Raw genomic sequence first — 25,016 nt, 5'->3', positions numbered from 1 at the left:
CTGTGACAGGCCGGTTGCAATTGCCGGAACCCGACAACCAGAAAGCACGAAAGTGAGCGCTAAACAAGAGGGGGTGCATACAGGTTTCAGCCTTCATCACCAGACATTGTTAAGCGAAAGCGCGAAAACGGTTTTCAGCACGTCTGATGGTGCAGATCGCAGCGGTTCTTGCTGTAAAAAACAGTCTGGCGCAACGGTCGCGTGGGCGTTGGTACGGTATCGGACAAATCGTGATGAGTGGCGCAAATCATGGAAGTCCAGCAGCCGTTCCCACTATGGGAAGGGCTGGCTTTTGCATCATTATTCTCGGCGTGATCATGACAGCGCATCACAAACCTGGAGAGTTTTGCAGCGATCTTCGCAGTGCGATATTTAGCGGAAATTCCTTGGCTTCATGGTGATCTCGTCAAGATGCAGGTAAGGATCCGGCATATTGCGTGGCTTGGGCAGGCCGCGAGGATTGGCGACAGCGGTTTCATCCTCAATTGTCACGAACATCACCCCTTTCGCGGATCCCGGTCGCTGCCGCACCAGCACAAGTCCAGCAATGTCGACCCAGTGGCGATCGCGCATGGCGGACGCTTTGGCGCAACTCACCACGCCGCGATGCGCAAGGTCGGAGCGCAAAAAACTTAACGGGTGCTGGCGCAAACTGAGCCCGGTATGGCCGTAATCCGCCACCACCTCACTGCCCGCTGTCATGGGAGACAGCCTGACCTGCGGCTCGCTTTGTTCTTTGAACCCGCCCTGTTGCCCGAATGTCTGTTCCGACGTTGCCTGCTCCCGGTTTCTCAGAGCAGAGAATAACGGCAACGGCTCATCCCGGAGCGCCTTCATCGCCCAGAAGACTTCCCGTCTTTGCAAACCGAGCGAGGGGTTGAAAGCATCGGCCCTGGCCAGTTCATTCAGCGTTGGTGTACCAACCGCTGCGCGATGCCAGAGATCGTCAACCGAAACAAAGGGTTGATCGCCCCGTGCTAAAATCAGGCGGGCGGCATCGGCATTGCCCAATCCCTTCACCATGCGCAGGCCCAACCGAACGGCCAATCGTCCATCATCGGCATCGCGCGCCTCCAAGGTACAATCCCAGCGTGAAGCATTTATGCAGACTGGACGAACCTCGACATTGTGGGCTTGCGCGTCCCGAACAATCTGGGCCGGGGCGTAAAACCCCATCGGTTGAGCGTTCAGCAGCGCGGCGCAAAAGACATCGGGATGCCAGCATTTCATCCAACTGCTTGCATAGGCGATGAGCGCGAAACTCGCCGCATGACTTTCCGGAAAGCCATAGGAGCCGAAACCCTCAAGCTGTTTGAAAGTTTGCATTGCAAATTCGCGTGGATAGCCATTGGCCACCATGCCTTCGATCAGCTTTTCACCGAATTTGGAAACCCCGCCAGTGTGTTTGAAGGTCGCCATGGCACGGCGCAACTGATCGGCTTCGCCCGCAGAAAAACCGGCGCATTCAATGGCCACCCGCATCGCCTGTTCCTGAAACAGCGGAACCCCCAATGTCTTGCCGAGGACGGCTTCAAGTTGCTGGCTGGGATAGATGACGTCCTCTCTGCCTGCGCGCCGCTTGAGATAGGGGTGGACCATATCACCCTGGATCGGTCCGGGTCTGACGATCGCCACTTCGATGACCAGATCATAGAAAGTCCGGGGTTTCATGCGCGGCAACATCGCCATCTGTGCACGCGATTCAATCTGAAACGTGCCAAGAGTATCGGCTCGTCTGATCATTGCATAGGTCCGGGGATCCTCAGAGGGAATGGAGGCAAGATTGAGCTGGATGTCTTTATGCTGTGCCAGAAAATCGAAAGCTCTGCGCATGCAGGACAGCATGCCCAGTGCCAAAATGTCGACCTTCATGAACTTCAATATATCAATGTCATCCTTGTCCCATTCGATGATCGCCCGTTCCGCCATTGCGGCGGGCTCAATAGGGACCAGTTCGTCAAGGCGGTCGCGCGTCAGGACAAAGCCACCCGGATGCTGGGAAAGATGTCGCGGTGTACCCACAAGCTGATGGGCAAGTTCGAGCGCCAAACGCAGACGCCGATCCTGCAGGTTGAGATTGAGACCTTCGGCATGTTTGGCTTCAACGCCTTCTGACCACCCCCAAACCTGCGCGGACAGGGTTTTGGTGAGATCTTCGGGCAAGCCAAGGGCCTTTCCGACATCGCGCAAGGCGCCCTTGGCACGGTAGCGAACAACCGTGGCGCACAAGGCTGCCCGCTCCCGCCCATAGGTTTCATAGATCCACTGAATTACCTCTTCGCGGCGTTCATGCTCGAAATCGACATCGATATCCGGCGGTTCGCGGCGTTCTTCCGACACGAAACGTTCGAACAGCAAATCATTGCGGTCGGGATCAATGCTGGTAATGCCCAGCACATAGCAGACGGAACTGTTGGCAGCCGAACCGCGGCCCTGACACAGAATGCCACGGGAACGGGCAAAGCGAACGATCGCATTCACCGTGAGAAAATAGGGAGCGTAGTCGAGCTTGGCGATCAGTTGCAATTCGTGCTGGAGCGCGCGTCGGACTTTATCGGGCAATCCTTCCGGGTAATGTTCAAGAGCACCCGCCCATGTCAGTTTTTCCAGGGCCTGCTGGGTCGAGAGTTGAGGGAAAAGCTTTTCCTCGGGATATTGGTAGGTCAATTCATCAAGCTGAAATCTGCAGCGATCCACGATCTCGCTTGTTCTGACAAGCGCTTCCGGATAGCGGGCAAACAGCCGATGCATTTCTGCAGGTTTTTTGAGATAGCGGTCGCAGAAAAGTTCACGTCGATGACCGAGTTCGTCAATCGTCACATTGTGGCGAATTGCCGTCACCACATCCTGTAGAATCTGCCGCGCCGGTTCATGAAACAGCACATCATTGGTGACCACGGTGCGGATCTTCGCTGCTGCGGCCATTTGGGAGAGTTGCCACAGGCGAAGCTGATCATTGGGTCTGCGGCGCAATGTCAGTGCCATATAAGCGCGGTCAGAAAATACGGCACGGAGTTTGCGAAGATGGCTGGCGCTGACTGCGTCGGCCTCATCGGGCAAAAGCACGGCGATCAATCCCTCACTATAGCTTGCAAGATCTGCCCATTCGAGAAGACATTTTGCCTTGCCAGCGCGCATTTTTCCCAAAGAGAGCAGCCGGCATAGCCGGGCGTAGGCTTCCCGGTCTGTGGGATAGGTGAGAACAGACATGCCATCGCAAAGGTCCAGCCTGCAACCGACAATCAAGCGCACACCGCTGTCGCGGGCGGCCTGATGCGCCCGCACAAGACCCGCCAGCGAATTGCGATCGACGATCGCCAGCGCTTGAATGCCCAATCGCGCCGCTTCGGTAAACAGTTCCTCACAACTGCTGGCGCCGCGCAGAAAAGAAAAATGGCTGGTGACCTGCAGCTCGGCATAGGGTGTTTCTATCATCCGAAGACTCCATGCAGGAACCAGCGCTGGCTGCCACTTTCGCTATGCTCCCCGTCGCCTGAACGGAAAATCCAGTAACGTTCACCGGCATCGTCCTCAACCTGGAAATAATCGCGCACCGTTGCCATTTCGGCATCGCGCTTCCACCATTCGCCGCGAATACGTTCGGGGCCATCAGCCTGCCGCACCCGTCTTCTCGCACCGCGCCAGGTAAACCAGACTGGGGGACTATCGGGTAGAAGGGCCATGGTTTCGATTGGTTCGGGGTGTGCTAACAGTCGGGTCGGCCTTGGCCATTTGCTGTTCCATGTTGCGCCGGTTTCGGGCGACAGCGGTGCGATCATCGCCACCGAGCGTTCGGGGACGTCGCTCTCGAGCGGTGTAAAGCGACACAGCCGGCTTTCGCCAATACGGTTAGCCAGAATATCAACCAGGTCGGAAATATCGGGGCTTGCTGCGTCGACGAGTGTGACAATGTTCTGTCTTTCACGCAGCGGTTCGACAATCACCGCTGCAAGCTCCATGATTTCGATGCCAAAACCGGGGTCGATGCTGGCGAGTTTTTCATGGAGCAGCCGCGACAGACGGTGGGGATCGCGGACGGGCTGCGCGGCACCAACGCGGATAGCCTGCCGGCTGTTGTCAACGCGATGGATCAGCAAATCCAGCCGCCGTGTGCCCATTCCCTTTGCTTCGAGTTCCAGGCAGAGCTGGGAAACAAGTTTGCCGATTGCGCGGAGGATGGTTTCTGATGCGCCGATCGGTTCACCAAACACCGTCCTTGCCTCTATGATTTCGGGGACGCGGCAGGGGGTAATGGGTTCGGGTAATCGTCCGAAGGCCTGATCGAGCCGACGGGCAATCTGTGGACCAAAACGCAAGGTCAGCGGCGCGCGCGGCTGGTTCATCACATCACCGATGGTTTCAAAACCCAGCCGGCGCAATTCGACGATCATGTCTTTCTGCAGACGCAGCGCGGCAATCGGCAGTGCTGCCAGGAAAGATGCGGTTTTGTTGTCTGGTATGATCTCAATTCTGTTATCGCCAAAGCGGGCGGCAGCATGCGCCGCCCCCCAACTTGGAGCGACCGCTATTCGCGCATTGACGCCGGAGGATGCGAAACGTTGCAGGATTGAGCCGAGCATCGCGGCTTCGCCACCGTGAAGATGGTCCGCGCCTGTCGTGTCAATGACAAGACCATCGGGTGGATCGGCCATGACGATGGGAGAGATGCGCTGCAAAGCCCAGTGGGCAAGTTTCTGCAGTCCCTCGGCGTCGGCGGCGGGATTGGCATCCACCAGGAGAAGATCAGGGGCCAGCGCCTGCGCCTTGGCCACGGGCATGAAAAGGCGCAGCCCGAGCGCTTCTGCATTGTCGTCGAGCGCCAGGATGACACGCCGCCGGCCATCGCGTCCGACAAGCACGAGCGGGGCTGCGCCATCAAGCGATCCGACGCCCGATTTCCTTCTGAGGCGATCCGTGGGCCACCTCGGAAGGAAGAGCGATACGACCCTGGTCATCGCAGGCTTCCACTTCAAAATCTGCGCTGTCACCAGCGCGGCAACGGATGAGTTCGACCAGCCACCGGGCCCGGCCAAGTCCTGGAACGGGGAGCGGTGCGGATGGCATTTGAGACACGCGCCAGCGCGTTACGCTGGCGGTGGGTTGACCGAAGTCACCGGCTTCGCTCTGTCGACGCCAGCGCCGCAAAGCAATGCCGATCGTTCCCCCATTCTCGGCCGCAAGTTGCAGCCGCCGGGATGCTGTCATGGACAGGCGGGCCGTTTCCGCAACGACAGCGCCCAGACCGCCATGGCGCAAACCTTCCTCAAAACAAGCAAGAACGGCCTTTTCATCCCCCGCCTCAAGATGCAGCATGCGGTCGGGATGAAGACCAGCCTGAGCGATGGCCGGCATGAAAAGATCACGGCGCGTGACCACCCAGAGGATCTTGCCTTGCGTGCGTGCGGCAATCCCTGCTGTAAACAGGGCGGCAGCAGCACCATCCACGGCACCATTGCCACCGCCTGCCACTTCATGCAGGCAACCTAGGGCCAGACCGCCGCCCGGGAGTTTGCCGTCGAGCGCGGGCAAACCGAAAGGCAAAACCTGCCGTTGTCGCCCAGGCCCGCCCTCCAGCCGCTCAATGCGCGACCGCAGTTCTGCAATAACGGGATTGGCGGTGAGTTCGGGCATTGCGATACAGTTCCTTGCAGGGGTTTGCAGCTTCAGTAAAAGCTGATAAGTTCCCTATTTGTTCCGATTGCGTTGACGAGTCAATCGGGCCTGCTAGGGTGAAATCACCGCTTTTGCGCGGTGTTCATATGAATCCTACAAGGGTTTCAAGGGGATATCCGCGAAGCCACCCGCAGGAAATTTTTGTTTATGACGGGGACAGATGACGGCTTACCTGGAAAAGCTTAACGACCGGCAACGGGAAGCAGTTGAATATGGCGTGGGGGAGGCTGGTGTCAGCGGTCCACTGTTGGTGATTGCCGGCGCCGGTTCAGGCAAGACCAATACATTGGCGCATCGGGTTGCCCATTTAATCGTCAAAGGATCGGATCCAAGACGGATCTTGCTGATGACTTTTTCGCGTCGGGCGGCTGCAGAAATGGGACGACGGGTGGAGCGTATTTGTCGTCAAGTGCTGGGTGAGAACGCAGCCATCATGCGGGATGCGCTGCACTGGGCCGGGACCTTTCACGGCATCGGGGCGCGACTGTTGCGGATTTATGCCGAACAGATCGGCCTGAATGTGGATTTTACAATTCATGATCGCGAAGACAGTGCGGATCTGATGAATCTGGTTCGGCACGAATTGGGCCTGTCAAAAACCGAAAGCCTTTTTCCCACCAAGGGGACCTGCCTCGCCATCTATTCCCGGGTAGTCAATGCCGAAAGCACCATCGGCCAGATTCTCAAATCAGCCTATCCCTGGGCAATTGGCTGGGAAGAAGAACTCAAACAATTATTTGCCGCCTATGTCGATGCCAAGCAGGTACAGAACGTGCTCGATTACGACGACCTCCTGCTTTATTGGGCGCAGATGATGTCCGATCCCGAACTCGCGCAGGATCTCGGCGGGCGTTTCGATCATGTCCTGGTTGATGAGTATCAGGATACCAATCGGCTGCAGGCTTCCATTCTTCTGTCACTTAAGCCCGATGGACAGGGCCTGACTGTTGTCGGCGATGACGCGCAATCGATTTATTCGTTTCGCGCGGCGACGGTGCGCAACATCCTTGATTTTCCCGAAGCATTCGCGCCAAAGCCGGCAGACATCATCACGCTCGATCGCAATTATCGCTCCACACAACCCATCCTGGCTGCGGCCAATGGGGTGATCGACCTTGCACGCGAGCGCTTCACCAAGAACCTATGGACGGATCGTCAGTCGGAGCAGCGTCCCATGCTCGTTACCGTCAGGGACGAAAGTGACCAAGCCCACTATATTGTTGAGCAGGTATTGGCCAATCGCGAGATTGGCATCACGCTCAAGCAACAGGCTGTGCTGTTCAGGACATCGAGCCATAGCGGTGCGCTTGAAATCGAACTGACGCGACGCAATATCCCCTTCGTCAAATTCGGGGGATTGAAATTTCTCGACAGCGCCCATGTCAAGGACTTACTGGCGGTGATCCGCTTTGCGCAGAATCCACGCGATCGTGTGGCGGGCTTTCGCCTGCTCCAAATGCTCCCAGGGATCGGTCCGCAGACAGCCGGCAAAATACTGGACACCATTGCCACTGACCCCGAGCCATTATTATCCCTCGCCGAAATTCCGCCACCGCCCAAGGCCAGCGAAGACTGGCCAGGTTTTGTCTTGATGCTTACAGGCCTGCGCAAGGCTGAAAGCGGTTGGCCCGGCGAAATTGGTCAGGCGCGCCTGTGGTATGAACCGCATCTTGAGCGTCTTCATGAGGATGCTGAAACCCGCAAGGCGGATCTTCTCCAGCTTGAGCAGATTGCCGGCGGCTATGCCAATCGGGAGCGGTTCCTGACCGAGTTGACGCTTGACCCGCCCGATGCCACCAGTGACCAGGCGGGCGTACCGCTGCTTGACGAGGATTACCTCATCCTTTCAACCATTCATTCATCCAAGGGCCAAGAATGGCGTTCGGTTTTCATGCTCAATGTAGTGGACGGTTGTATTCCCTCTGATCTCGGCGCCGGAACGACGGCCGAACTCGAAGAGGAGCGGCGCCTGCTCTATGTCGGGATGACACGCGCGCGCGACAGCCTGAGCCTCATCACACCGCAACGCTTCTTCACCTATGGGCAGAACACGCAGGGGGACCGGCACGTCTATGCCTCGAGAACCCGCTTTATCCCCAAAAACCTGCTGCCGCTCTTCGAGCTCACCAGCTGGCCAAAACTGTCAGCCGCAGGCGCGGAGCGCAGCACGCGGCAGGTCAGGATTGATGTTGGAGCGAGAATGCGCGGTATGTGGCGTTAGACGACTGTCTGCCTGAGGCGTCCCAATGCCGTTCTTCTATGGATTTCCAGGGTCTCCGATAATTGAGCATCAGTTTTGGGCGAGAGGCAAAAAGACACGCTGGGCGGCCCGTGATCAGCTCGTGCGGACAGACGGTGCTGAAACATTTACACGGGATCAAAGATCGATTGTCTGGCAGGCGTCTGTTTGCTGGCAGTGATCTTCGTGCAACCGTTCGGCGCGTGATTGCCACGCAACAAGATGGTGGAGAGATTGCGCGGTTTTTACCCGTAACGCCAATCTTGCTGCCGCCTGTGGTTCAAGCATTGCCGCCACCCGTTGAAAGCGTTCGCCGTCAACGGGGTTACAGGCTCCAAATCGCGCGCCGATCTGCGCGAGGAACGCTTGTGCTTCCCGGTGCGCGCAAGCACCTTTCGTGGTCATAACAAGCGCTAAAAGATCCTGGTTCTCAACCTCAACTCTCGCAAGAAGATCGCGTGCGCGAGGCGAAAGATCGGCGATCGGCTGCCGCATTTTTTCACGGAATTCCAGTTCAGATGCCATGAAACTCTGCATCAGTTGCGTGAAGCGCTGCGCATAGTTTTCAAGGGCGCTGACACTGATGCGCAATGAGGCCTGTGCGACAATCCTTTGCCTGCTGGGCCATCCGAGGATTCCGGTCCTTGCCAAATGATCGCCAAAATCGGCTGGTCGCCTTTGCAAAGCTTGCTGATGCGGTGCAAGGGTTCCCCGCGCACGAATGTGGTTGATGAGGAGATCTGCCACTGCAACCGGATTGCGGAAACATTGCGCAAGGTTCTTTCGAGCGAGCTGTTCCAACTCCCCAAGATCGGCATCCTGCACCGTCAGACGCGATGCCACGTCGCGAACGCTCTCTTCAAATATCAGCGCTGGAATCAGCGGCCTCTCGGCCTGATGGCTTTGGACAGTGCTTGCGTCACAGGCTTCAATCAGCGGCCTTTCGGCGCGTTGAGAAACCGGCACATGCGCGATTTCCGCCTGCGTGACCAACAGGCGAACCCGCGACAGATAATAGATGGCGGGCCAGTCGCTTTCCACTTGCGCCCGGTCACGTTCGTGAAAGCAGGAGAGAAGAGATTTCAACCTGCATCTGTCAAAACACGGTCCGCTCGCCACCGCCGCCGAGGGCAACAACAACGCGCCCAATGCGTCGAGATAGCAACTGACCTTTTGGGCCTGTGGACCGTCTGAGACGGCATGACGGCATGTTTGCCAAAGGCTTAACTGGGCGGTTTTTGTATCGACACGATCGGCATGGTCGATTGCTTGTTTAATATGTGCTGCAACCTGACGAACCCGATCCGGCATCGGAAGATAGGCTTGTCTCGACGGGGCGGATGCGTCGGAGGAACGCCGTTCTCTTTGGATTGGTCGATGATTGTCGAGCGCTATCTGGGCGGTTGAACAGGATTGCTGCCGTCTGATGAACGCCTGTAGCTTTTCCTCCACACCCTTCAACCTTATGCCCGCAAGATGCAGCCGGTTTTTCCAGTGCGTGATGATTTTCTGCAGAGCAAGTCGCCAGTCATTTTCGGTTCCAATATTGCGCCGTTGCATGAAGCCGCGCAGGGCGTCGCCATAATCCTGGCTATGACAATGCTGGAACGAAACCGCTTTGCGGCGATCCCGTGACAGCGCCTGTTGCAACGCCGCCCTGTCGACAAATTCCTCCCGATCCGCATAAAGATGCAGGCCGCTGCGATGGCGGGTAAGTGCGACATAGGTCAGCTGGGCATCCATCGATTTCGACAGATACACCAGAGTGTGACGCACCGTCTTGCCTTGGGATTTATGGATGGTCTGCGCATAACCGTGATCAAAGGCATTATAGCGTCCGACTGAGAACTGAACCCTTGATCCCTGTTGCGTTGTGATTGTCATCAAACCCGTCGCAGCCTGATATGCGGTAATGGTGGCATTTGTTCCATTGCGCAGGCCGGTTTTCCAGTCACTCCTGAGGCAGACGACCCTGTCTCCGATCGCAAAGAATTTGCTGCCTTTTTCAGTGATCACGTTAAACGCGTTCTGCAATGCGCCATGGGCCTTAAGGGCCTCTCGTGCCTTTGCGTTGAGACGATCGACATCGCTGTTGCGATGACACAGGATCAGCACGTCTTCGCCATGCCGAAAACAGTCGGTCCAGTCCCGGATCAAAGCGTCCTGGGACAGCGTTTTTGTGGCGGCATAGCTGAAATTGCCGAGCCTTTGGTAAAGCGCGAGGGCGGCGTTGGTCTTTCCTGTGGCAAGCAGCAAAGAAGCCTTGCGATGTTGCCTCCTGCGTTGCCTGCGAATGCCGGTCAGTTCGCGATAGCCGAGCTCTTCTGCGATGCCGCGAAACGCAGCACCCGACATGATGGGCTGCAATTGACGGTGGTCGCCGAGCAGGATCAGTTTTGCATCGGCCCGACGCACCTGTTCGGTAATGGCCAGCATTTGCTGACTGGACACCATGCCCGCCTCATCGAGTATAAATACGTCACCGGGTTTGAGCAGGCGTTTGCCCTTTGCCCAACTGACGATCCATGAGCACACTGTACGGCTATCGATGCCGCTTGCCCGTCTGAGCTCATCCACCGCCACACCAGCGAGTGCTGCCCCAAAAATCTGACAGCCATTGGCCCGATAGGCTTGGCGGATGACATGCATGACGGAGGATTTTCCTGCCCCGGCAAATCCGACGACTGCTGCAATGGCGCGCGCTCCGCTCACATAACGCAGCACAGCTTTTTGTTGCTCTGAAAGCGAATAGCCCGTCTGGCGCTCGAAGGCGGATTGGGCTTGCTGCAACCGTTTTTCGGGCACATAGAATGTGGTTTTGCCGGCAAGCTTTCGGACGCTGTCGAGCAGCCTGTACTCCGTTTCAAACACCGATTGCGTGGTATAAAGCGCGGGTTGGATTTCCTTGTTGCTTGCGCAATCATAAATTGGTGCGCGGATCGCGATCAATTTCTCGCTGGCTCCAATCCTCAGCTTGACCTGCTGATAGGCTTCCCGGCTTTCGGTGTAACGAAAGACTTCTCCGGCAATGTCCCTGTCGCTGAACACCGATTGCTGTTGGCCCAGTTTCTCCAAAATCAGCTCGGGATTGTTGAGCACCCGTTGTTCATTGATGAGGGCAATGGCCTTGTTACGCGCAACCCGTTCCGATATGCCGCCCAGCCTGTCGATTGCCGTTGCCGAAACTCCGATATGATCCGACGGCAGCAAGGGGAGCCCCTGATCCTTGAACGACCGGTGATCCATACGGATATCCAGTCCCTGCAGAGCCAGATGGCGGTTTAACACAGTAGCCCACCCCGCGCGGATCGGGATCAAATCGAACTTGCCAAGCCCGAACCGTCTGTAGTCGATCTTGCCCTTAGCCTTTCGGTGGACACTGCCGTCGTCCTGCCCGCTCGGTTGGGCGACCGGACCAAACCCGGTCTCAGTCAAAGGTCTGGTTTGGACAAGTATATGCACATGTGGATTTTCGGGAATGTCGTGATAGGCCCAGTCGGCCACAAGACCACGCGTCGACAGTTGCTCTGCGACAAAAGCACGGACCAGTTCGACATTGTGTTTGATGGCTAATTCACGTGGCAACGCGATCTCGATTTCATCAGCATAATGCGCGTTCAGGCGCCCATTGGCATGTTCGACCTGCGACCAGAATTTTTGCGAGGGCAGGTGATCGGGCAGAGCGCGCAGTGCTTTGACCCAGCCTGGCGCATTGGGAGGAATCACAAATTCCGTATGAGCGATGTGGGGTTTACGCGAAAAATCCTTCCGCTCGCCGGTTGCTTCATTGACGATCACAGCCCCACGACGATAGGCAATAGCGGCAACCGCGCTTTGCCCTTTTCCTGCGCTGATATTTTTGAGCGTCAGATGATAAATCGCCATGTGAAAAGATAGTCCCAGGCGTGGAACGGCGAAACGGCAAGCATTGTTTCCCAATATGAAGCGGGGCTGAAGCAGCCAAAACTGCAAAGTGCGCCTTTAAGCCCATCAGCGTCACCGCCTTCGATGAGCCCACCGTTATCTCTCCACTTTGTAGGGAATGTGGCGTTGATCCTTTCGGTCTACAATGAGCGCCATTCAATGGATGGAAGAGGAAAAGGGGAAGAGGATGTCACGGGTTCGCGCAAGTAAAACTGTCGCTGAGATCCAGGCGGAAATTCAGCATCTGAACGCGGAACTGGACGTGGGCATGAAGACGCAGGCACAATTGATCGGACAGCTCGCATTGGATGCGGGGCTTGCCGATCTTCCCTTGGCGGACTTCAAAGCGGCCTTCCATGAGCTGGCGCGGCGCTTTCGCGCTGAAACCGATCGGTAAAGTTTCACAGCTGAAAAATCGTCTAATCCGCAAAAAAGTCAGGCTTGCCTTGCTGAGAAAAGGCGATTTCCAGCCTCGGTAAAGGGCAGGCAGCACCTACGTATCTGCACCGATCACAAGACATCAAAAGCGCTGCCACACACAATCACCTCTATCCCTTCTGTATAAGGGAGGTTTCATCATGATTGAGAAAGAGCCACACCCACCTTGGCGAGCCTATCTTTTGAGTGGTTGTTTTCTGCTCGTCTGCGCGGGGGTAGCCTTTGTCTTCGGCTACTGGTTTCGCGACTGGTCGCAGTCCGGTGCGAGACTAACCTTCATTGAGAGTGTGCGATGTTATCTGCCGTTCCTTGTCTCTGCGTGTCGTGTGTTGATCGCTGTGCATGGTGGCGTTCCGCCGGCGCGGATGTTTCATTATCAGGTGCTGATGGCGATGCCGATGATTGGCTTTCTCGCGCTTGGTGTCCTTGCATTGTGGTATCATCTGCTGCGCAGGCGGACTTGTATCATCCTGAGCGGTCTTAGCATTGGGGGCATGCGGGATCTGCTTTTGGCTGCGGATTATGAGCAGAAAAAAAGTCGATACCCGAATGTTTCCGGGCTGCATATGTTCAATGGTTGGAAGCTTTCGCTGGGGCGAGAGACCCGCCATTTTAACATTATTGGGGCCATTGGTGGCGGCAAAACCATCCTGATGACCCGGATGATCCACGCAGCGATAAAGCGCAATGACAAGGTTCTGATCTTTGACCAGAAGGGTGACTATACAAAATGCGTTCCACCCAATCTGGTTGCAGGTGAACGACATCAGCCTCTTTTGCTGGCGCCGCAGGATTGTCGCTCGGCAGTCTGGAATATCGCAGCCGATCTGGAGGTGGCCCAGGAAGCCATTGAGCTTGCCAATCGGCTTGTCGTTGAATCCTCCAATCGCTTTTTCTCAGACAGTGCCCGCGCGGTTTTGTCGGTTTGTATTATCAAGCTGATGGCAACCAAGCCCAAGCAATGGACATGGGCGGAACTGCTGCAGGAAACCCGGCAGGACAATGATACGTTGTTGGCGACGGCCTTAAAATTCAGTCGCGGCACCAATTTGTTTCTGGAGGCTGATTTCCGGCAGATGATGTCAACGCGCGGTACGCTTGAAGCCCAGATGGGAATGCTGAATATGTTGGCCAGCGCATGGCCAAGCTATGAAGGGCGTCAGTTGTTTTCAATCCGGGGCTGGTTGCGCGACACCACGCGGTTCGGGACGGTGATCATTCGCCATGACGGGCAATTTTCCACCCTATCCGACGCATGGATTGCGGCGCTTTATGCCATTGCCATCAATACCGTCACCGACAGCAAATCGCTTGGCGACGATGAATTACGTCGCATCTGGTTTTTCCTGGATGAATGGGCGCAACTGCCACATATCCAACAGTTCCAGACATTCATCACCGTCGGGCGCTCGAAGGGTGTCTGCGTTGTGCTCGGCCTTCAAGATGCGGCGCAGGTTTCACAGAAATACGGCCAGGATGCCTTGAAAACGCTGATGGCCAGTGTTGGCACCACATTGATTGTTCAAGTCAATCATGGCGAGACGGCGCTGACCCTCGAGCGCTATTTCGGGAAAACCATCTATGTCATCTGGAAGCGAAAGCCGTTTGGCGCGCGGGGCGAGCACCAATGGGTTGATGAGCGACATGAAGAAGCGCCTTACAAATCGACCGAATTCAGCACATTGCTGGGAACCGACAGCGAAGGTGTCCGCTGTCTTGTCAGCGGGCTGGGTCATCACCTTTACAAGGTTTGTGTGCCACACGATAAGCGCGTTTGGGTGCAGCATAGAGCGGCCAGCGTTCCGGCCAGTTGGACGACGCATTTTAAGATCGAGGGCGCGCTCGACAATGATCGGGAAATAGCGGCTTATATTTCGAAACTCCGGCAAAGGCAGAGCCAGTCCCGGCAAGAGTAAGACAGCCAATTGCTTCGGTTGAACCCAGACGACGTGCTGCGGGCGAACGGCCATTTGCCGCAGTGCTCGGTCGCTGGCGCTCCAGTTAACAGGACGCATTTCGCTTTCGAAAAGCGTGGTATTGTTGCCGTGCTTCAGAGACAGGTTGACTGCAATCAGCACGGCTCATGCCCGCCGCTTTAAAACAGCGTGTCCTTGCCCCGTCTGAACGGGGCAAGGAGCTTTTGTTGCTATACCCAGGCGATGACGGCGTAGAGATTTGTGTCATCCTGCCCTGGATAGCGCCCGAGATTTGCATTAAACCGACCCAGACCGGTGCAGACGCTGAGCGTGAAGTAATCCTTGCCTTCAGTGTTCTGCCTTGTCCAGATTCCACCAATGTCAATGCGACGCATGCGCGGAGTCAGGCCATAAAGACGAAAAGTGGGTGCCTTCGGGTTGTTGCTTGAGAGCAAATCACCGGTGACGTCGATGTCAAAGGACAGTGTCGCTATATTGCCGGTGATGCGTTGGTTCTCGGGATTGATCTGGATGAAGTTAACGAGATCGTACATTGCCTTTACTCCTTTTTGGCGTTGTCGACGGACACCAAAAGGTGTCGCCTGAAACCATGGTTGCACCCTGGGGCCGAAGCGAAGGCGGAGGACTGGCAAAGCGAAGATTTTGCTGCGCGAGGAATGCGCCTGTCGCAGGGGGAAATCTCTCGCATTGCCGGTTGCAGCCGGGTTGGGCGATACCAGTGTCCCTTCGATCGACAACCGCCAACAAGGAGAATGGCTGTGCTTGATCCGGTTGATACCAGTAGCCAGATCACGCACGCTGGAACACGCCAGCAATGAAGGCGGGGACTGTCCAGTCACCATCATGTGCCGGCAATAGAGAACCCACAGCAGCGCATAGGCATGAGTCCGTCACCGCCCGAACCCTCGCTTGCAGATGTTCGAGAGTGCAATCCGGCAAGCTCCATGGGGACTGTATTGCGGCGCGGTTTCCAGGAAATGCTTGGGCCTGGTTGTGCCATGGAAGTCAGCCTGCAAGTGTCCACAAGGCGTTGCGACTAGGACGGTTGCGGCGATGAAAGATTTGGGTTTGCCCCGTAGCGATCCGCTGGAAAAGGTGTCCTGGCGGCAAGCAGAATGCCAATCGCAAAGAAGAGTACCAGCACAGACATACCCATTGCGGCTGAATGCGTGATCGCGGTCACTGTTGCCACGAGGAAAGGGCCGACAAAGCTCGTTGCCCGTCCTGCCAAGGCATAGATACCGAAATAGCGGCCAGATTCTTCAGGGCTGATACTGCGAGCAAACCACGACCGGGATGAGGCCTGAACCGGGCCGAAAGCGGCACCCAATATGATGCCATAAACCAGAAAAGCATGCTCAGCCGAGGAGGCAAACAGACCTTGAGCCGGCGAATATTCAAGCGGCGTCATGCCGAACATCAGATAATCGCGTCCGGTTGAGATGATCCCAAAAGAGGAGAAAAGCAGCAATACCAGCGAGATCATGACGAGTGTCTTGGAGCCAAAGCGTCTATCCATGCGGCTTGCAACAAGGCAGCTGAAAATAGCCATGACATTGATGATCATGCCAAAAAGGCCGATCTCGGTGATCGACCACTGAAACATGGAGGCTGCATAGCCTGCACCCAAAGCAACAAGCGCGGTGACACCATCCTGATAGACCATGCGCGCGATGAGAAAGCGGGCGATCCCAGGGCGTTTACGAACCTCACTTAACGTTGCTTTCAGTTCGGACAGACCTTTGCCCAATGCCTGCCGCAAGGGCTTTCCGCGCGCCTGATCGGGCGTAAAGAGAAACATCGGCAGAATAAATATCAGATACCAGAGTGCAGAGATCGGCCCGGTGATACGGGCATCCTCTCCTTGCTGAGGATCCAGTCCGAACAAGGGTTTCATACCGATAATCGTTTTGCCGGTTTCCGGTGAAGCCGCGAGACAAAAGACCACAAAGACCAAAACGATCATGCCCCCGAGATAACCAAGGCCCCAGGCCAGATTGGAGACGCGTCCAATCTCCTCGCGCGGCACCAGACGCGGCATCATTGAATCGTTGAAGACGATGGAAAACTCTGCCGAAACCATTGCAATGCTGAAGGCAAGCAAAACCCAGAACAGGTTAGCACCAGGCACTGCCAGCCAGAGCGTCATCAGACTGACGATCTTGAGAACCGCAAAGAACCCGATCCACGGCTTGCGAGACCCGGTCTGATCGGCAATCGAACCCAGAATGGGAGACAAAATTGCGATTGCGAAGCCTGCGGCAGCAAAACCGTAACCCCAGGCAATCTGTCCGGCTTCAGCGGTCTCGGCCATGCGTGAAATGAAGTAAGGACCGAAAATGAACGTGATCACCACTGTGAAAAACGGCTGCGCCGCCCAGTCGAAGAATATCCAGCCCCATACACCGCGTCGCGAGGCATAACCTCCCTCGCTCAAAAGTTGATTGCTCAACGAATTGCTCCTCGCCCCGATGTTAAAAAGCTATTCGCTCTGAATTTCAGCGATTCTATACTCTACAGTCTCTGTTAAAAATAAAATAAACGCAATCGAAAGCAGTTAAATCAATAACTTTCAGGTAAAAATTCACAAGGGTAAGGTAAACGATGTTTGGCGTGGGATATGCGGACCTGGGCGAGTGCAGATGCAGGGAAGGTCTGAGTGTGTTCAACACTGACCAGGCTTTTACGAATTGCACCTTCGGCTGGCGTTGAAAATTCCTGGTGGTTGCTAAGCTTGGGAGTGAAGCAGACGACCGAGATTTGGTCTTGGCAATTCGACACATATCAACCCAGCTATCGAAGATCCTTAGACAGCCTCTTCTCGCGCGATCTCCTTCGTTTTAGGCTGGCCCTATCACTTACCGGAATGGCGCAATCATCAATGGGTCACGCAAAAAGCCGAATGATCGCGATGACGAAAAGCCATCCTATTTTGCATGACGTCGCTTTAATGCGCATTGCCCCCAATAAACCAGGCGTGTTGCGGAATGTATTTATGCTATGCCGGGCCACGGCCAAGCCAGGTGGGTGCATTGCTTGATACACTTTGACTAATGGGAGTCCCAGACCTAGCAAAAAGGTAGGAGATTGTAGAGTGACCAGCATACGACGGAGAAGAATACTGCTTTCAAGAAATAGATTTTGCTGCTCTCACTCAACGTCGGAATATCGTAATCTATAACAGACAATATCAGAAATATAACAGCAGCGAATGACGCCAGGATTCCCACCAGGAATAGCGACGAGCCGCCATAGTAATAAACCAGATCAACGAAATTGTCTGTATTACAAGAATCCCAGGGTCGGCCCATATATATGTTAAACATATTTCTATCCATTAAAAATATAAAACCGTTATATATATAAAGTAAAAACCCTTCACCACTCAAAAATAATTGATATTGAATTGTATATGATGAGCGACTATCTCGAATAACTATTATTGAGATATGTGTATTCCTAATATTTAATTCATCGCGTGATTTTTCTTTATTTCGGTTTTATCGGTGTGCGGTGGGGCAATCGTATTATAACCTTAATTTTGGTGCGGTGAAGACCCCGCATTGCACCGCAGAACCACGCTCTCAAGGAGCAGATCACCCCTGAGCGTGGTTTGATCAAGTTTGTTCTTGCGCCGGTTATCCGGCTTGCCAGCCAACTGAGACTATAAACCGGGGAGATGATGGCAGGGGATAGTTCGGTTTCTCGATTGGCCAGAGGTCAAGCGCGTTCAAATGGTTTAAGTATCGGAAGCCAAGGCAAGGGTCGTGTCAGAAACTGCGAGATGCTCTGAGTATGCGAAATCTGCTTATGGGCGCAAACCAAAGCGGCCCATTGCCAGTCGAACGCGGTCGGTTCTTCGCACGGGAAAAGAAATTCGCACCGTTGTTCCTTTCTGTTCCCGTGATGTGAGTGATATCGAACCTGCGAGTGCCTTGATCATTTGCTCGCAACTGGTTAATCCCAGGCCAAGATAACTGCCGGCCTTTGTTGAGAAAAATGGAGACATCGCTTTATTCAGAGCTTTATCATCCATACCTTTGCCATTGTCGATCACTTCGAAAGTCAGCTTTACACGACCTATCAACCAGCTTCTCTCGGCTTTCCCGGAGACTGTGATCTTGGCGTTGCTCTGTCCCTCAACGGCGGTTTCAGCGTTTTGTATCAGCTCGTCGAGTATCATCTGGAGTTCGATAGCTGGAACGGGAAGAAGTGCAGCTTTTGGGTCGATCGCAATGCAAACGCAGCTTTTTCGCTGAGACCTGAGGTGACGAAGACTGTGCTCCACGGTATTGGTGACATATTGCCGGCGGACATCTGCGATATTCAAAAGACAACGGTTTATCGCTTCGAGTTCGCTCGAAGCGTTTCTGGCCGCTTCAAGCATTCTAACATCGACCGGTTCATTCACCTTCTGTTGCTGCAGAAAGAGCCGCAATGCAGCTATGCGGGTGTGCGTCATATGGGCGAAGAGGGACGAAAATGATCTTAGGTGATTATCCCGTTTGCAGGCGAAGGAATGGCTTTGTTTGATAGCCATGTACCCGATTGTCAGCAGAGCCAGGCTCACCGCAAAAATCAGACGGTTTTGGGACGCATCGAGATTGATCTGCGCAGCTTGGTTGATCGTGGCGCTGTGCGCAACCGTAGCACCCGTGACCTGATAGCTGAGATACTCTGCCTCCTGAAGATAGTTGTAGGCCTCTTGATAGCCATGGCCTGAATTGATCAGCGGCGCAATGCGGTTTTCAAGTATGGCGCCGATTCTGTTCAGGGAGGCGACATCCGCTGCGCTCAGAACAACATTGACGTAGCTCAGCGCCAATACTTGCCGGACGTTTATTTCCGCAAGTTTGATTGATAGCGCAAGATCTGGATCAGCTTTGATTTCTGAAATAGCAGTTCGAATATAAGCGTCAAGCCGGATGAGCTTCTCGCGAATTTGGGTCGACCGCCATTGGATTTCATAGGTCTGGTTGGCGAGAGTTGCTGACTCGTTACGGTATTGTTCAGAGCGTTGAAAAGACCATCCACAAAGACCCAGCGCCACCAGAATGCTGATAAAAACAAGGCATGTGCGGGTGTCACGTTTTTGTTTCATCGGGTTTACCTAATGGCGACGACGAACCACACCCAGATACTGTTCCGGCCTGGCACATAGTTATAGGGCAGTTTCTCAAAGGGCCAGACCAGGTAAACAGGCCCGAACTCATCCATGCTTAGGGGTCGAAACTGCTGCCCAGGGGCGCAAGTTTTGCGCTCGACATCCTGCTTCGTACAGTTGCGTTCCACTGCGAGGATGGGCGAATATTTCCTGATTTCCTCCTGAGTGATCTCGGTGATGAAATCGTCATAAGCGATGAGCTGAACTGCTGCACGCTGTGCGAGTCCATGTCGGGCGAGCACTGCGCCCAAAGCCGGTCCGCGAAATGTAATTCTCTCTGTGTTTGCAGTCCAAGGCGTGAGTGTCTGATAGCTTTCAGTCTGAAAAGCGGAATTCAGCTCCCTCGACGAATAGGTGGCAAGCGTCTTTCCGGTTGATGTTTCTATCTTTAGCAGTCCCAGGGCGGGGTATTGTGCACGCGCGAAACTGGCCGTGAAAGTCGAGATCACGAGCGTCAGCAGGATGGCGTGTCTAGAGTTGCGTGGGATCATCGAAATCCTCGTCTTCATAAGCGCGCGGACTATCATCCTTTGCGAATAGCACGCATGCCCCGCACGATCCGCGCGGATCATAGGCGAAGCCTTTCGCAGCAAGGGCCAGGGTTATCGCGCGAATCCCGTCGAGGCCATATAAATGATCATGAAACTCGAGAAAGATGCGTTCGACACCAGCAAGTTGCGCATTTTCGAGCAGATCGCGTTCGGCGCCTTCAATATCCATCACAAGCACATTGATCTTGTGCGTGACAATGAAGTCATCGATATCGGCAGAGACGATCTGCAATACCGTATTGAAGGGACCCTGATTGATATCGGTGGAGGACATCCAGAGGTCTTCGCGGACGTAAAAATCGAATGTCTGCGCATCACCTGCGGAGAGAATCCCCTGATTTAAGAAGATATTGGTGTGGTGGTTTTCGTCGATGACGCGCCTTGCCAGCCGACAGGTATGGGGATTGGCCTCGAAAGCCCAGAGCCTTACCCCCGTAATAGAAGCGATGAGCGAAGAAACTATCCCCAATCCGGCACCAAGTTCAAGGACACGGTCATTTCGCCGAATGGCTTTGAACACCCATTTCGCTTCCTTGGCTTCATAGGACCCTTGGTGCAGAGCCTGCCAGATAACATCGGATACTTCCTGTTGTGCAATGCCAACTTTGACACCATGGACTCTCAGAACTGTCATTGGTCATAATCCTCTTGGCAATTGGTTGTGTTTGATCAGCTTCTTGCGTGCCTGCTTGTAGTATTTTTCGGCTGTGCCTGTATCAATGCAGTGCCGTTCCGCCATTTCACTGAAGACCTGTTTCCGTTTCATGCCTGTTTGTCTCCCGAGCATGCGGTTGATGACTTCCTGTTCGCGTTCGGTCAGCTGAGAGCAGCGAAAGTCTGGGGACGTCATCCCTGGTCGCGACGGGCGGAAGCAGAACGCGTCCGATGAGGTGCAGTCACCTCTCAGTATGCTGGCAAGCATCCCCTTGCAAAGTCCCGTTTTTGCAAGATATGAAGCGGCACCAAGTGCTTCACATTGTTGGGCCTCCCAGGCGCTGTCAGAACCTGTGATGATGATGTGGGCAGCGTGGGATGAGCGTTCCATAAGTTGGCGTATAACGGTGAGGCGGGAGGCGGAGGACGTCGGGTCGATGCCTGGAAGTCCGGGATCGATTACGATGAGATCGAAATGCTGACAGGCCAGCAGCTCACAAGCCAGTTCAAAAGTTTGTGCGCCAAGCGCCCAGCAATCGTCCCGACTGGCTTCAAGTTCAGCCATCAGGGCGAGACGCATGAGATCCTGATCCTCCACAACGAGTGCACGATACAAGAAACCTCCTATAAATTGGCCTATAAAAACTATGGGCTATAAGATTAGAAAAAAGGGGAGGATGTCGCCCCTTTTTCTGTCAGTAAAAAATATCTATAAACCAATATAGAAATAATATTTCTGCTTCAGCCGATCAGTATTACTTGGAACATGGAATTCTGCAACACGGGTTTTATTGCGAGCAAAAAGGTCGATGTGTGACGTCGGAAAGATGGGTAGAATAATCATCCGCACGTGAATGTCGTTCTGTTTTCCGACGCGTAAACGTCGGCAGGACGCATCGGCCTAATGCCGGTGCGAGGCGAGCCGTCAGTGGTGGCAGTGACGGCTCGCTACCCCTCCCGGCACAGGGTCGCTTATTTCTTGGGACCAACAAAGAGAGGTTTGAACTTATCAACCCAGTGGCTTATCCCTCCAGGCAAATGAACTACGCATCACAGATAACGGTTTCTGTGTTGCTTAAACTGATAGGGAGCCGCGACATCTTCCTATCAGCGGCCTTGGTCGGTTGACTCCAAACGATAAGACCAAGGCCACCCTGTGCCGACCCATCCCCGTCATGGTGGGTCAGTATTGGTCCCGGCGCTGTTCGCACCGGGACCACCTTTTTCAAATAGGCTAACAGGGACCGCTACCAGTTGCGATGGGCAGCTTGCGGGCAAAATGAACAATAGCCACGACGCTTGGCGTTCACCGCTATCTGCAAGCGCCGCGCTCTGGATTGTCGAAGCATTGTTCAGAGGGACTGTTTTCATAGTATCTCGGACGCTCGTCATTGACGACCGATCAGCGAGTGCGGTCCTCGCGGCTGCAAAATGCGGACAGGCTGAGGGCCGGCAGCGCTTGACAAGACACGGGGCAAACTCTCGCAGAAATCGGATGTCACAGACGCATTGGCTACAGCATGAGGATCGCAACCCTGTGCTGATCGTGGGCGGGCGCACAGCGTTCTGGGTGTCTCAATCGGATTGGCGCATTGATTTTCCCAGCCTTTTGATCGCCTCTCGCAGTGGGCGTTGCTCGTCGCAATAGTCCTGCCAGGCCTTTGTCTTTCCAAGCAGTGCTGGAACGGTTCGGATTGTAAATCGCTTGGGGTCAAGGCCACTTTTGACCTGGGTCCAGCTGAGCGGCATCGACACCGTTGCGCCTTCGCGCATTCTGGGTGAGAGGGGAGCGACCGCCGTTGCCATGCGATCATTGCGGAGATAGTCGAGGAAAATACGGCCCTTGCGCTGGCTTTTGGCCATTTTGATCAGGAAGCGATCGGGATGATCGCTGGCCATTTGCTGGCAGACGTCGTGAGCAAAGCCCTTAGCCTCGGCCCAGCTGAGCTTTTTGCCTCTGCCGCCGTCAAGCGGCGTGACCACATGCAGTCCCTTGCCACCCGTGGTTTTACAAAAGCTGACCAGACCAAGCTCATGCAGGCGATCGCGCATTTCCCGAGCCGCCGCGATAACGCTCGAAAAGGCAACGTCAGGGCCCGGATCGAGATCAAAGACCAGCCGACCAGGGATTTCTGGTTCATGCGGGGCACAATTCCACGGATGTAGTTCGACGCCGCCCATTTGCGCGACTGCCGCGAGCCCTTCAATCCGATCGACCTGGAGATAGGGCTTCTTATCACCAAACACCTGCACGAGTTCGATCAGGTTCGAGGTGCCTGGCATCGCGTGACGCTGGAAGAACTGCTCGCCCTGTAAACCATCGGGGGCGCGAACCACCGAACAGGGCCGGCCTTTGACATGGTTGATCATCCAAGATCCCACCGCCTCATAATAGCGGGCGAGATCGAGTTTTGTGACCGGCTTTCCATCCCCGGCATCCGGCCACAGTGTCTTATCAGGGCTGGAAATCAATACGCCCATGATATTGGGCTTGCCACCTGCTTGAGAAGTGAGGATATCGCCCGGCTTTGCGGTGTCGTCCTGGGGGACATCGACGTCGCTTGGCGATGCAGGCTTTTCGGCAACCACCTCTTTCGCTGGCTTGTCCTCGCGCAACCCTTTGAATGCCGCTTGGCGAACGAGGCCGTCTGCTGTCCAGCCGGCGAATTGTATCTCGGCAACCAGTTGCGGTTTCAGCCACTTGACATCGGTGCCGCCCTTGGGAGCACCGATACCTGTAAACGGTGATTTTTTGGCCTCAAGCGCACGAAGTTTCGGTAGAATGCCCGCAACGACTTTTGCGCCATAGCCAGTGCCGACACGACCAACATAAACGAAATGCCTGCCGCGATTGACACCGACAAGCAACGAACGGAATTTGCCGTTGGTTGTTGCGTAGCCGCCAATCACCACTTCATGGCCTGCACGGCATTTGGACTTCACCCAGCTGTCGGAACGCCCCGAGACGTAGCTGGCGTCTGCCTGTTTGGATACGATGCCTTCAAGCGAAAGACGACAGGCGGACCGCAGAACAGCCTCCCCGCCAGTTTCAAAATGTGTCACATAGCGTATCAGCGGATCCTGAGCCACGCCTTCTAACACATGATCGAGCCGTTGCTTGCGGTCGGTCAGCGGAATTTGCCGCAGGTCCTTGCTGCCCTCGAAAAGCAGATCAAACGCAAAATAAACCAACGCATCGGTGTTGCCCTCGGACAAAGCAGCCTGCAGCGCTGCGAAATCGGGCGCGCCACTTTCGTCCAGCGCGCAGATTTCCCCATCGATGATGCCGTCGGGGAGGGCTGCAGCGCTTTTGACAATGGCCGGAAATTTTTCTGTCCAGTCGAGACCCTTGCGGGTTCTCAAGGTGACTGTGCCAGAATTGACGTGCATCTGGATGCGGTAGCCGTCGAATTTGATTTCGTGAATCCAATTTTTCGAAGCGGGCGGCCTGTCGCGGGTTTCGCATAATTGGGGTGGGATAAAGTCCGGCATGGTGGCGGGCTTGGACTTGGCGGTTTCTGACATCCCCTTGTTCTTTTCTCGCTTTTTGGCAGCAAGGCCATGACTGCTATCCCAAACGGCATCTGCAGTGATATCGTCAGTTGCGACCATAAACGGGCGCGGCTTTGTGCCTTTGCCGGCTGCAATCATCTCCATGGAGCGAGCGGATGCGACAGAAGTGAGATTGTCGTCCAAAACGGCAGCACCGTCGCCTGACACGGAAAACGCATCATGGTGCTTGATCAACAACCAGTTGGTGCGCTTGGAGCCGTTTCGATCCGCTTTCATACGCACCAGCACAAAACTGCCATGAAGTCGCTTGCCTTCGAGCGTGAATTTCAGATCACCTTTGGCAAGCGCCTCGTGAGCAGTTAACTCCCCTTCCGGCGTCCAGTAACCACGATCCCAGAGCATCACCGTGCCGCCGCCATATTGACCTTTGGGAATTGTTCCCTCGAAATCCCCATAATCAAGCGGGTGGTCTTCCACCTCGACCGCCAGACGCTTGTCGCCGGGATTAAGAGAGGGGCCCTTGGTCACGGCCCAGGACTTGAAGACGCCGTCAAGTTCGAGGCGCAGATCGTAATGCAGTCGCGTCGCGGCATGTTTCTGAATAACGAAGCGCGCCTGCTGGGAGGCATTTGGCCGTTTTGCGCCTGTTGGTTCCTGCGTCTTCTCAAAGTCGCGCTTTTTTTTATAGACTGCGAGTTTATCACGGGCCATGTCTGTCCTCATCACGCTCAGTGCCGCATCGAGACGTCCGCTATGGAGCGGTCGCTGGCGGACGGCTCAATCCTTACCCGCAGCGTTTCCTACCGCGAGACGAGATGGAGAGATCTTGACCGTTGACAGCCCATGGCATGTGCCTGGCCCGGCGTCTGATCACGAAGATAACAACCGCGAAAGATGGCTTTTGTTCCTGCCTTGCTGTGTGC

Annotated in this window: 14 protein-coding genes; 3 read left to right on the top strand and 11 right to left on the bottom strand. The window is 55.1% G+C overall.

The window, feature by feature from the left end; translation table 11 throughout:
- Positions 1 to 372: 372 nt before the first annotated feature.
- The 3 genes from QBD00_RS16975 to QBD00_RS16965 are packed head-to-tail and all read right to left on the bottom strand — an operon-like array spanning position 373 to position 5,631.
- The gene (locus tag QBD00_RS16975) at positions 373 to 3,435 is read right to left on the bottom strand and encodes an error-prone DNA polymerase (RefSeq protein ID WP_318580089.1); all 3,063 of its coding nucleotides are present in this window, start codon (positions 3,433 to 3,435) and stop codon (positions 373 to 375) included.
- Positions 3,432 to 4,955: a DUF6504 family protein gene (locus QBD00_RS16970; RefSeq protein ID WP_318580088.1), complete on the bottom strand. Its 1,524-nt coding sequence runs from the start codon at positions 4,953 to 4,955 to the stop codon at positions 3,432 to 3,434. Before QBD00_RS16970 ends, QBD00_RS16975 begins: the two co-directional genes overlap by 4 nt.
- Positions 4,876 to 5,631 carry an ImuA family protein gene (locus QBD00_RS16965; protein ID WP_151093472.1) on the bottom strand — a complete coding sequence of 252 codons (756 nt, stop codon included), beginning with the start codon at positions 5,629 to 5,631 and terminating at the stop codon, positions 4,876 to 4,878. The genes QBD00_RS16970 and QBD00_RS16965 overlap by 80 nt, the downstream gene beginning before the upstream one ends.
- A 202-nt stretch (positions 5,632 to 5,833) precedes the next feature.
- On the opposite strand from QBD00_RS16965, the gene QBD00_RS16960 reads away from it, so the two are divergent.
- On the top strand, positions 5,834 to 7,894 hold the full coding sequence (locus tag QBD00_RS16960) for an ATP-dependent helicase (protein ID WP_318580087.1): 2,061 nt from the start codon (positions 5,834 to 5,836) through the stop codon (positions 7,892 to 7,894).
- A gap of 156 nt (positions 7,895 to 8,050) precedes the next feature.
- On the opposite strand, the gene traA is transcribed toward QBD00_RS16960, so the two are convergent.
- A complete protein-coding gene (gene traA / locus QBD00_RS16955; RefSeq protein WP_318580086.1) occupies positions 8,051 to 11,797 on the bottom strand; it encodes a Ti-type conjugative transfer relaxase TraA in 3,747 nt (1,248 codons plus the stop codon).
- A gap of 184 nt (positions 11,798 to 11,981) precedes the next feature.
- On the opposite strand from traA, the gene QBD00_RS16950 reads away from it, so the two are divergent.
- Positions 11,982 to 12,233 (top strand): TraC family protein, encoded by a 252-nt coding sequence (locus QBD00_RS16950; protein ID WP_318580085.1) that lies wholly within the window; start codon positions 11,982 to 11,984, stop codon positions 12,231 to 12,233.
- Between the two features lie 181 nt (positions 12,234 to 12,414).
- On the top strand, positions 12,415 to 14,190 hold the full coding sequence (locus QBD00_RS16945) for a type IV secretion system DNA-binding domain-containing protein (protein ID WP_318580084.1): 1,776 nt from the start codon (positions 12,415 to 12,417) through the stop codon (positions 14,188 to 14,190).
- Positions 14,191 to 14,420: 230 nt separating this feature from the next.
- On the opposite strand, the gene QBD00_RS16940 is transcribed toward QBD00_RS16945, so the two are convergent.
- From QBD00_RS16940 to ligD, 7 genes are all read right to left on the bottom strand, one after another.
- Positions 14,421 to 14,744 (bottom strand): DUF736 family protein, encoded by a 324-nt coding sequence (locus tag QBD00_RS16940; RefSeq protein ID WP_151093462.1) that lies wholly within the window; start codon positions 14,742 to 14,744, stop codon positions 14,421 to 14,423.
- Between the two features lie 503 nt (positions 14,745 to 15,247).
- The gene (locus QBD00_RS16935) at positions 15,248 to 16,663 is read right to left on the bottom strand and encodes an MFS transporter (protein WP_151093460.1); all 1,416 of its coding nucleotides are present in this window, start codon (positions 16,661 to 16,663) and stop codon (positions 15,248 to 15,250) included.
- 1,356 nt (positions 16,664 to 18,019) lie between these two features.
- Positions 18,020 to 19,312, bottom strand: coding sequence for a sensor histidine kinase (locus tag QBD00_RS16930; RefSeq protein WP_318580083.1), 1,293 nt, complete (start codon positions 19,310 to 19,312; stop codon positions 18,020 to 18,022).
- Positions 19,313 to 19,317: 5 nt separating this feature from the next.
- A complete protein-coding gene (locus QBD00_RS16925) occupies positions 19,318 to 19,866 on the bottom strand; it encodes a hypothetical protein (RefSeq protein ID WP_191793482.1) in 549 nt (182 codons plus the stop codon).
- Positions 19,847 to 20,560 (bottom strand): FkbM family methyltransferase, encoded by a 714-nt coding sequence (locus tag QBD00_RS16920; protein ID WP_151093452.1) that lies wholly within the window; start codon positions 20,558 to 20,560, stop codon positions 19,847 to 19,849. Before QBD00_RS16920 ends, QBD00_RS16925 begins: the two co-directional genes overlap by 20 nt.
- Before the next feature lie 3 nt (positions 20,561 to 20,563).
- Positions 20,564 to 21,196, bottom strand: coding sequence for a response regulator transcription factor (locus QBD00_RS16915; protein WP_191793484.1), 633 nt, complete (start codon positions 21,194 to 21,196; stop codon positions 20,564 to 20,566).
- A 959-nt stretch (positions 21,197 to 22,155) separates the two neighbouring features.
- Positions 22,156 to 24,804: a DNA ligase D gene (gene ligD, locus QBD00_RS16910; protein ID WP_318580082.1), complete on the bottom strand. Its 2,649-nt coding sequence runs from the start codon at positions 24,802 to 24,804 to the stop codon at positions 22,156 to 22,158.
- Positions 24,805 to 25,016 lie beyond the last annotated feature (212 nt).

Origin of the sequence: Ochrobactrum sp. AN78, assembly GCF_029909885.1 — a bacterium.
Lineage (GTDB): Bacteria > Pseudomonadota > Alphaproteobacteria > Rhizobiales > Rhizobiaceae > Brucella > Brucella quorumnocens.
This window is presented reverse-complemented; position numbering and strand designations above follow the sequence as displayed.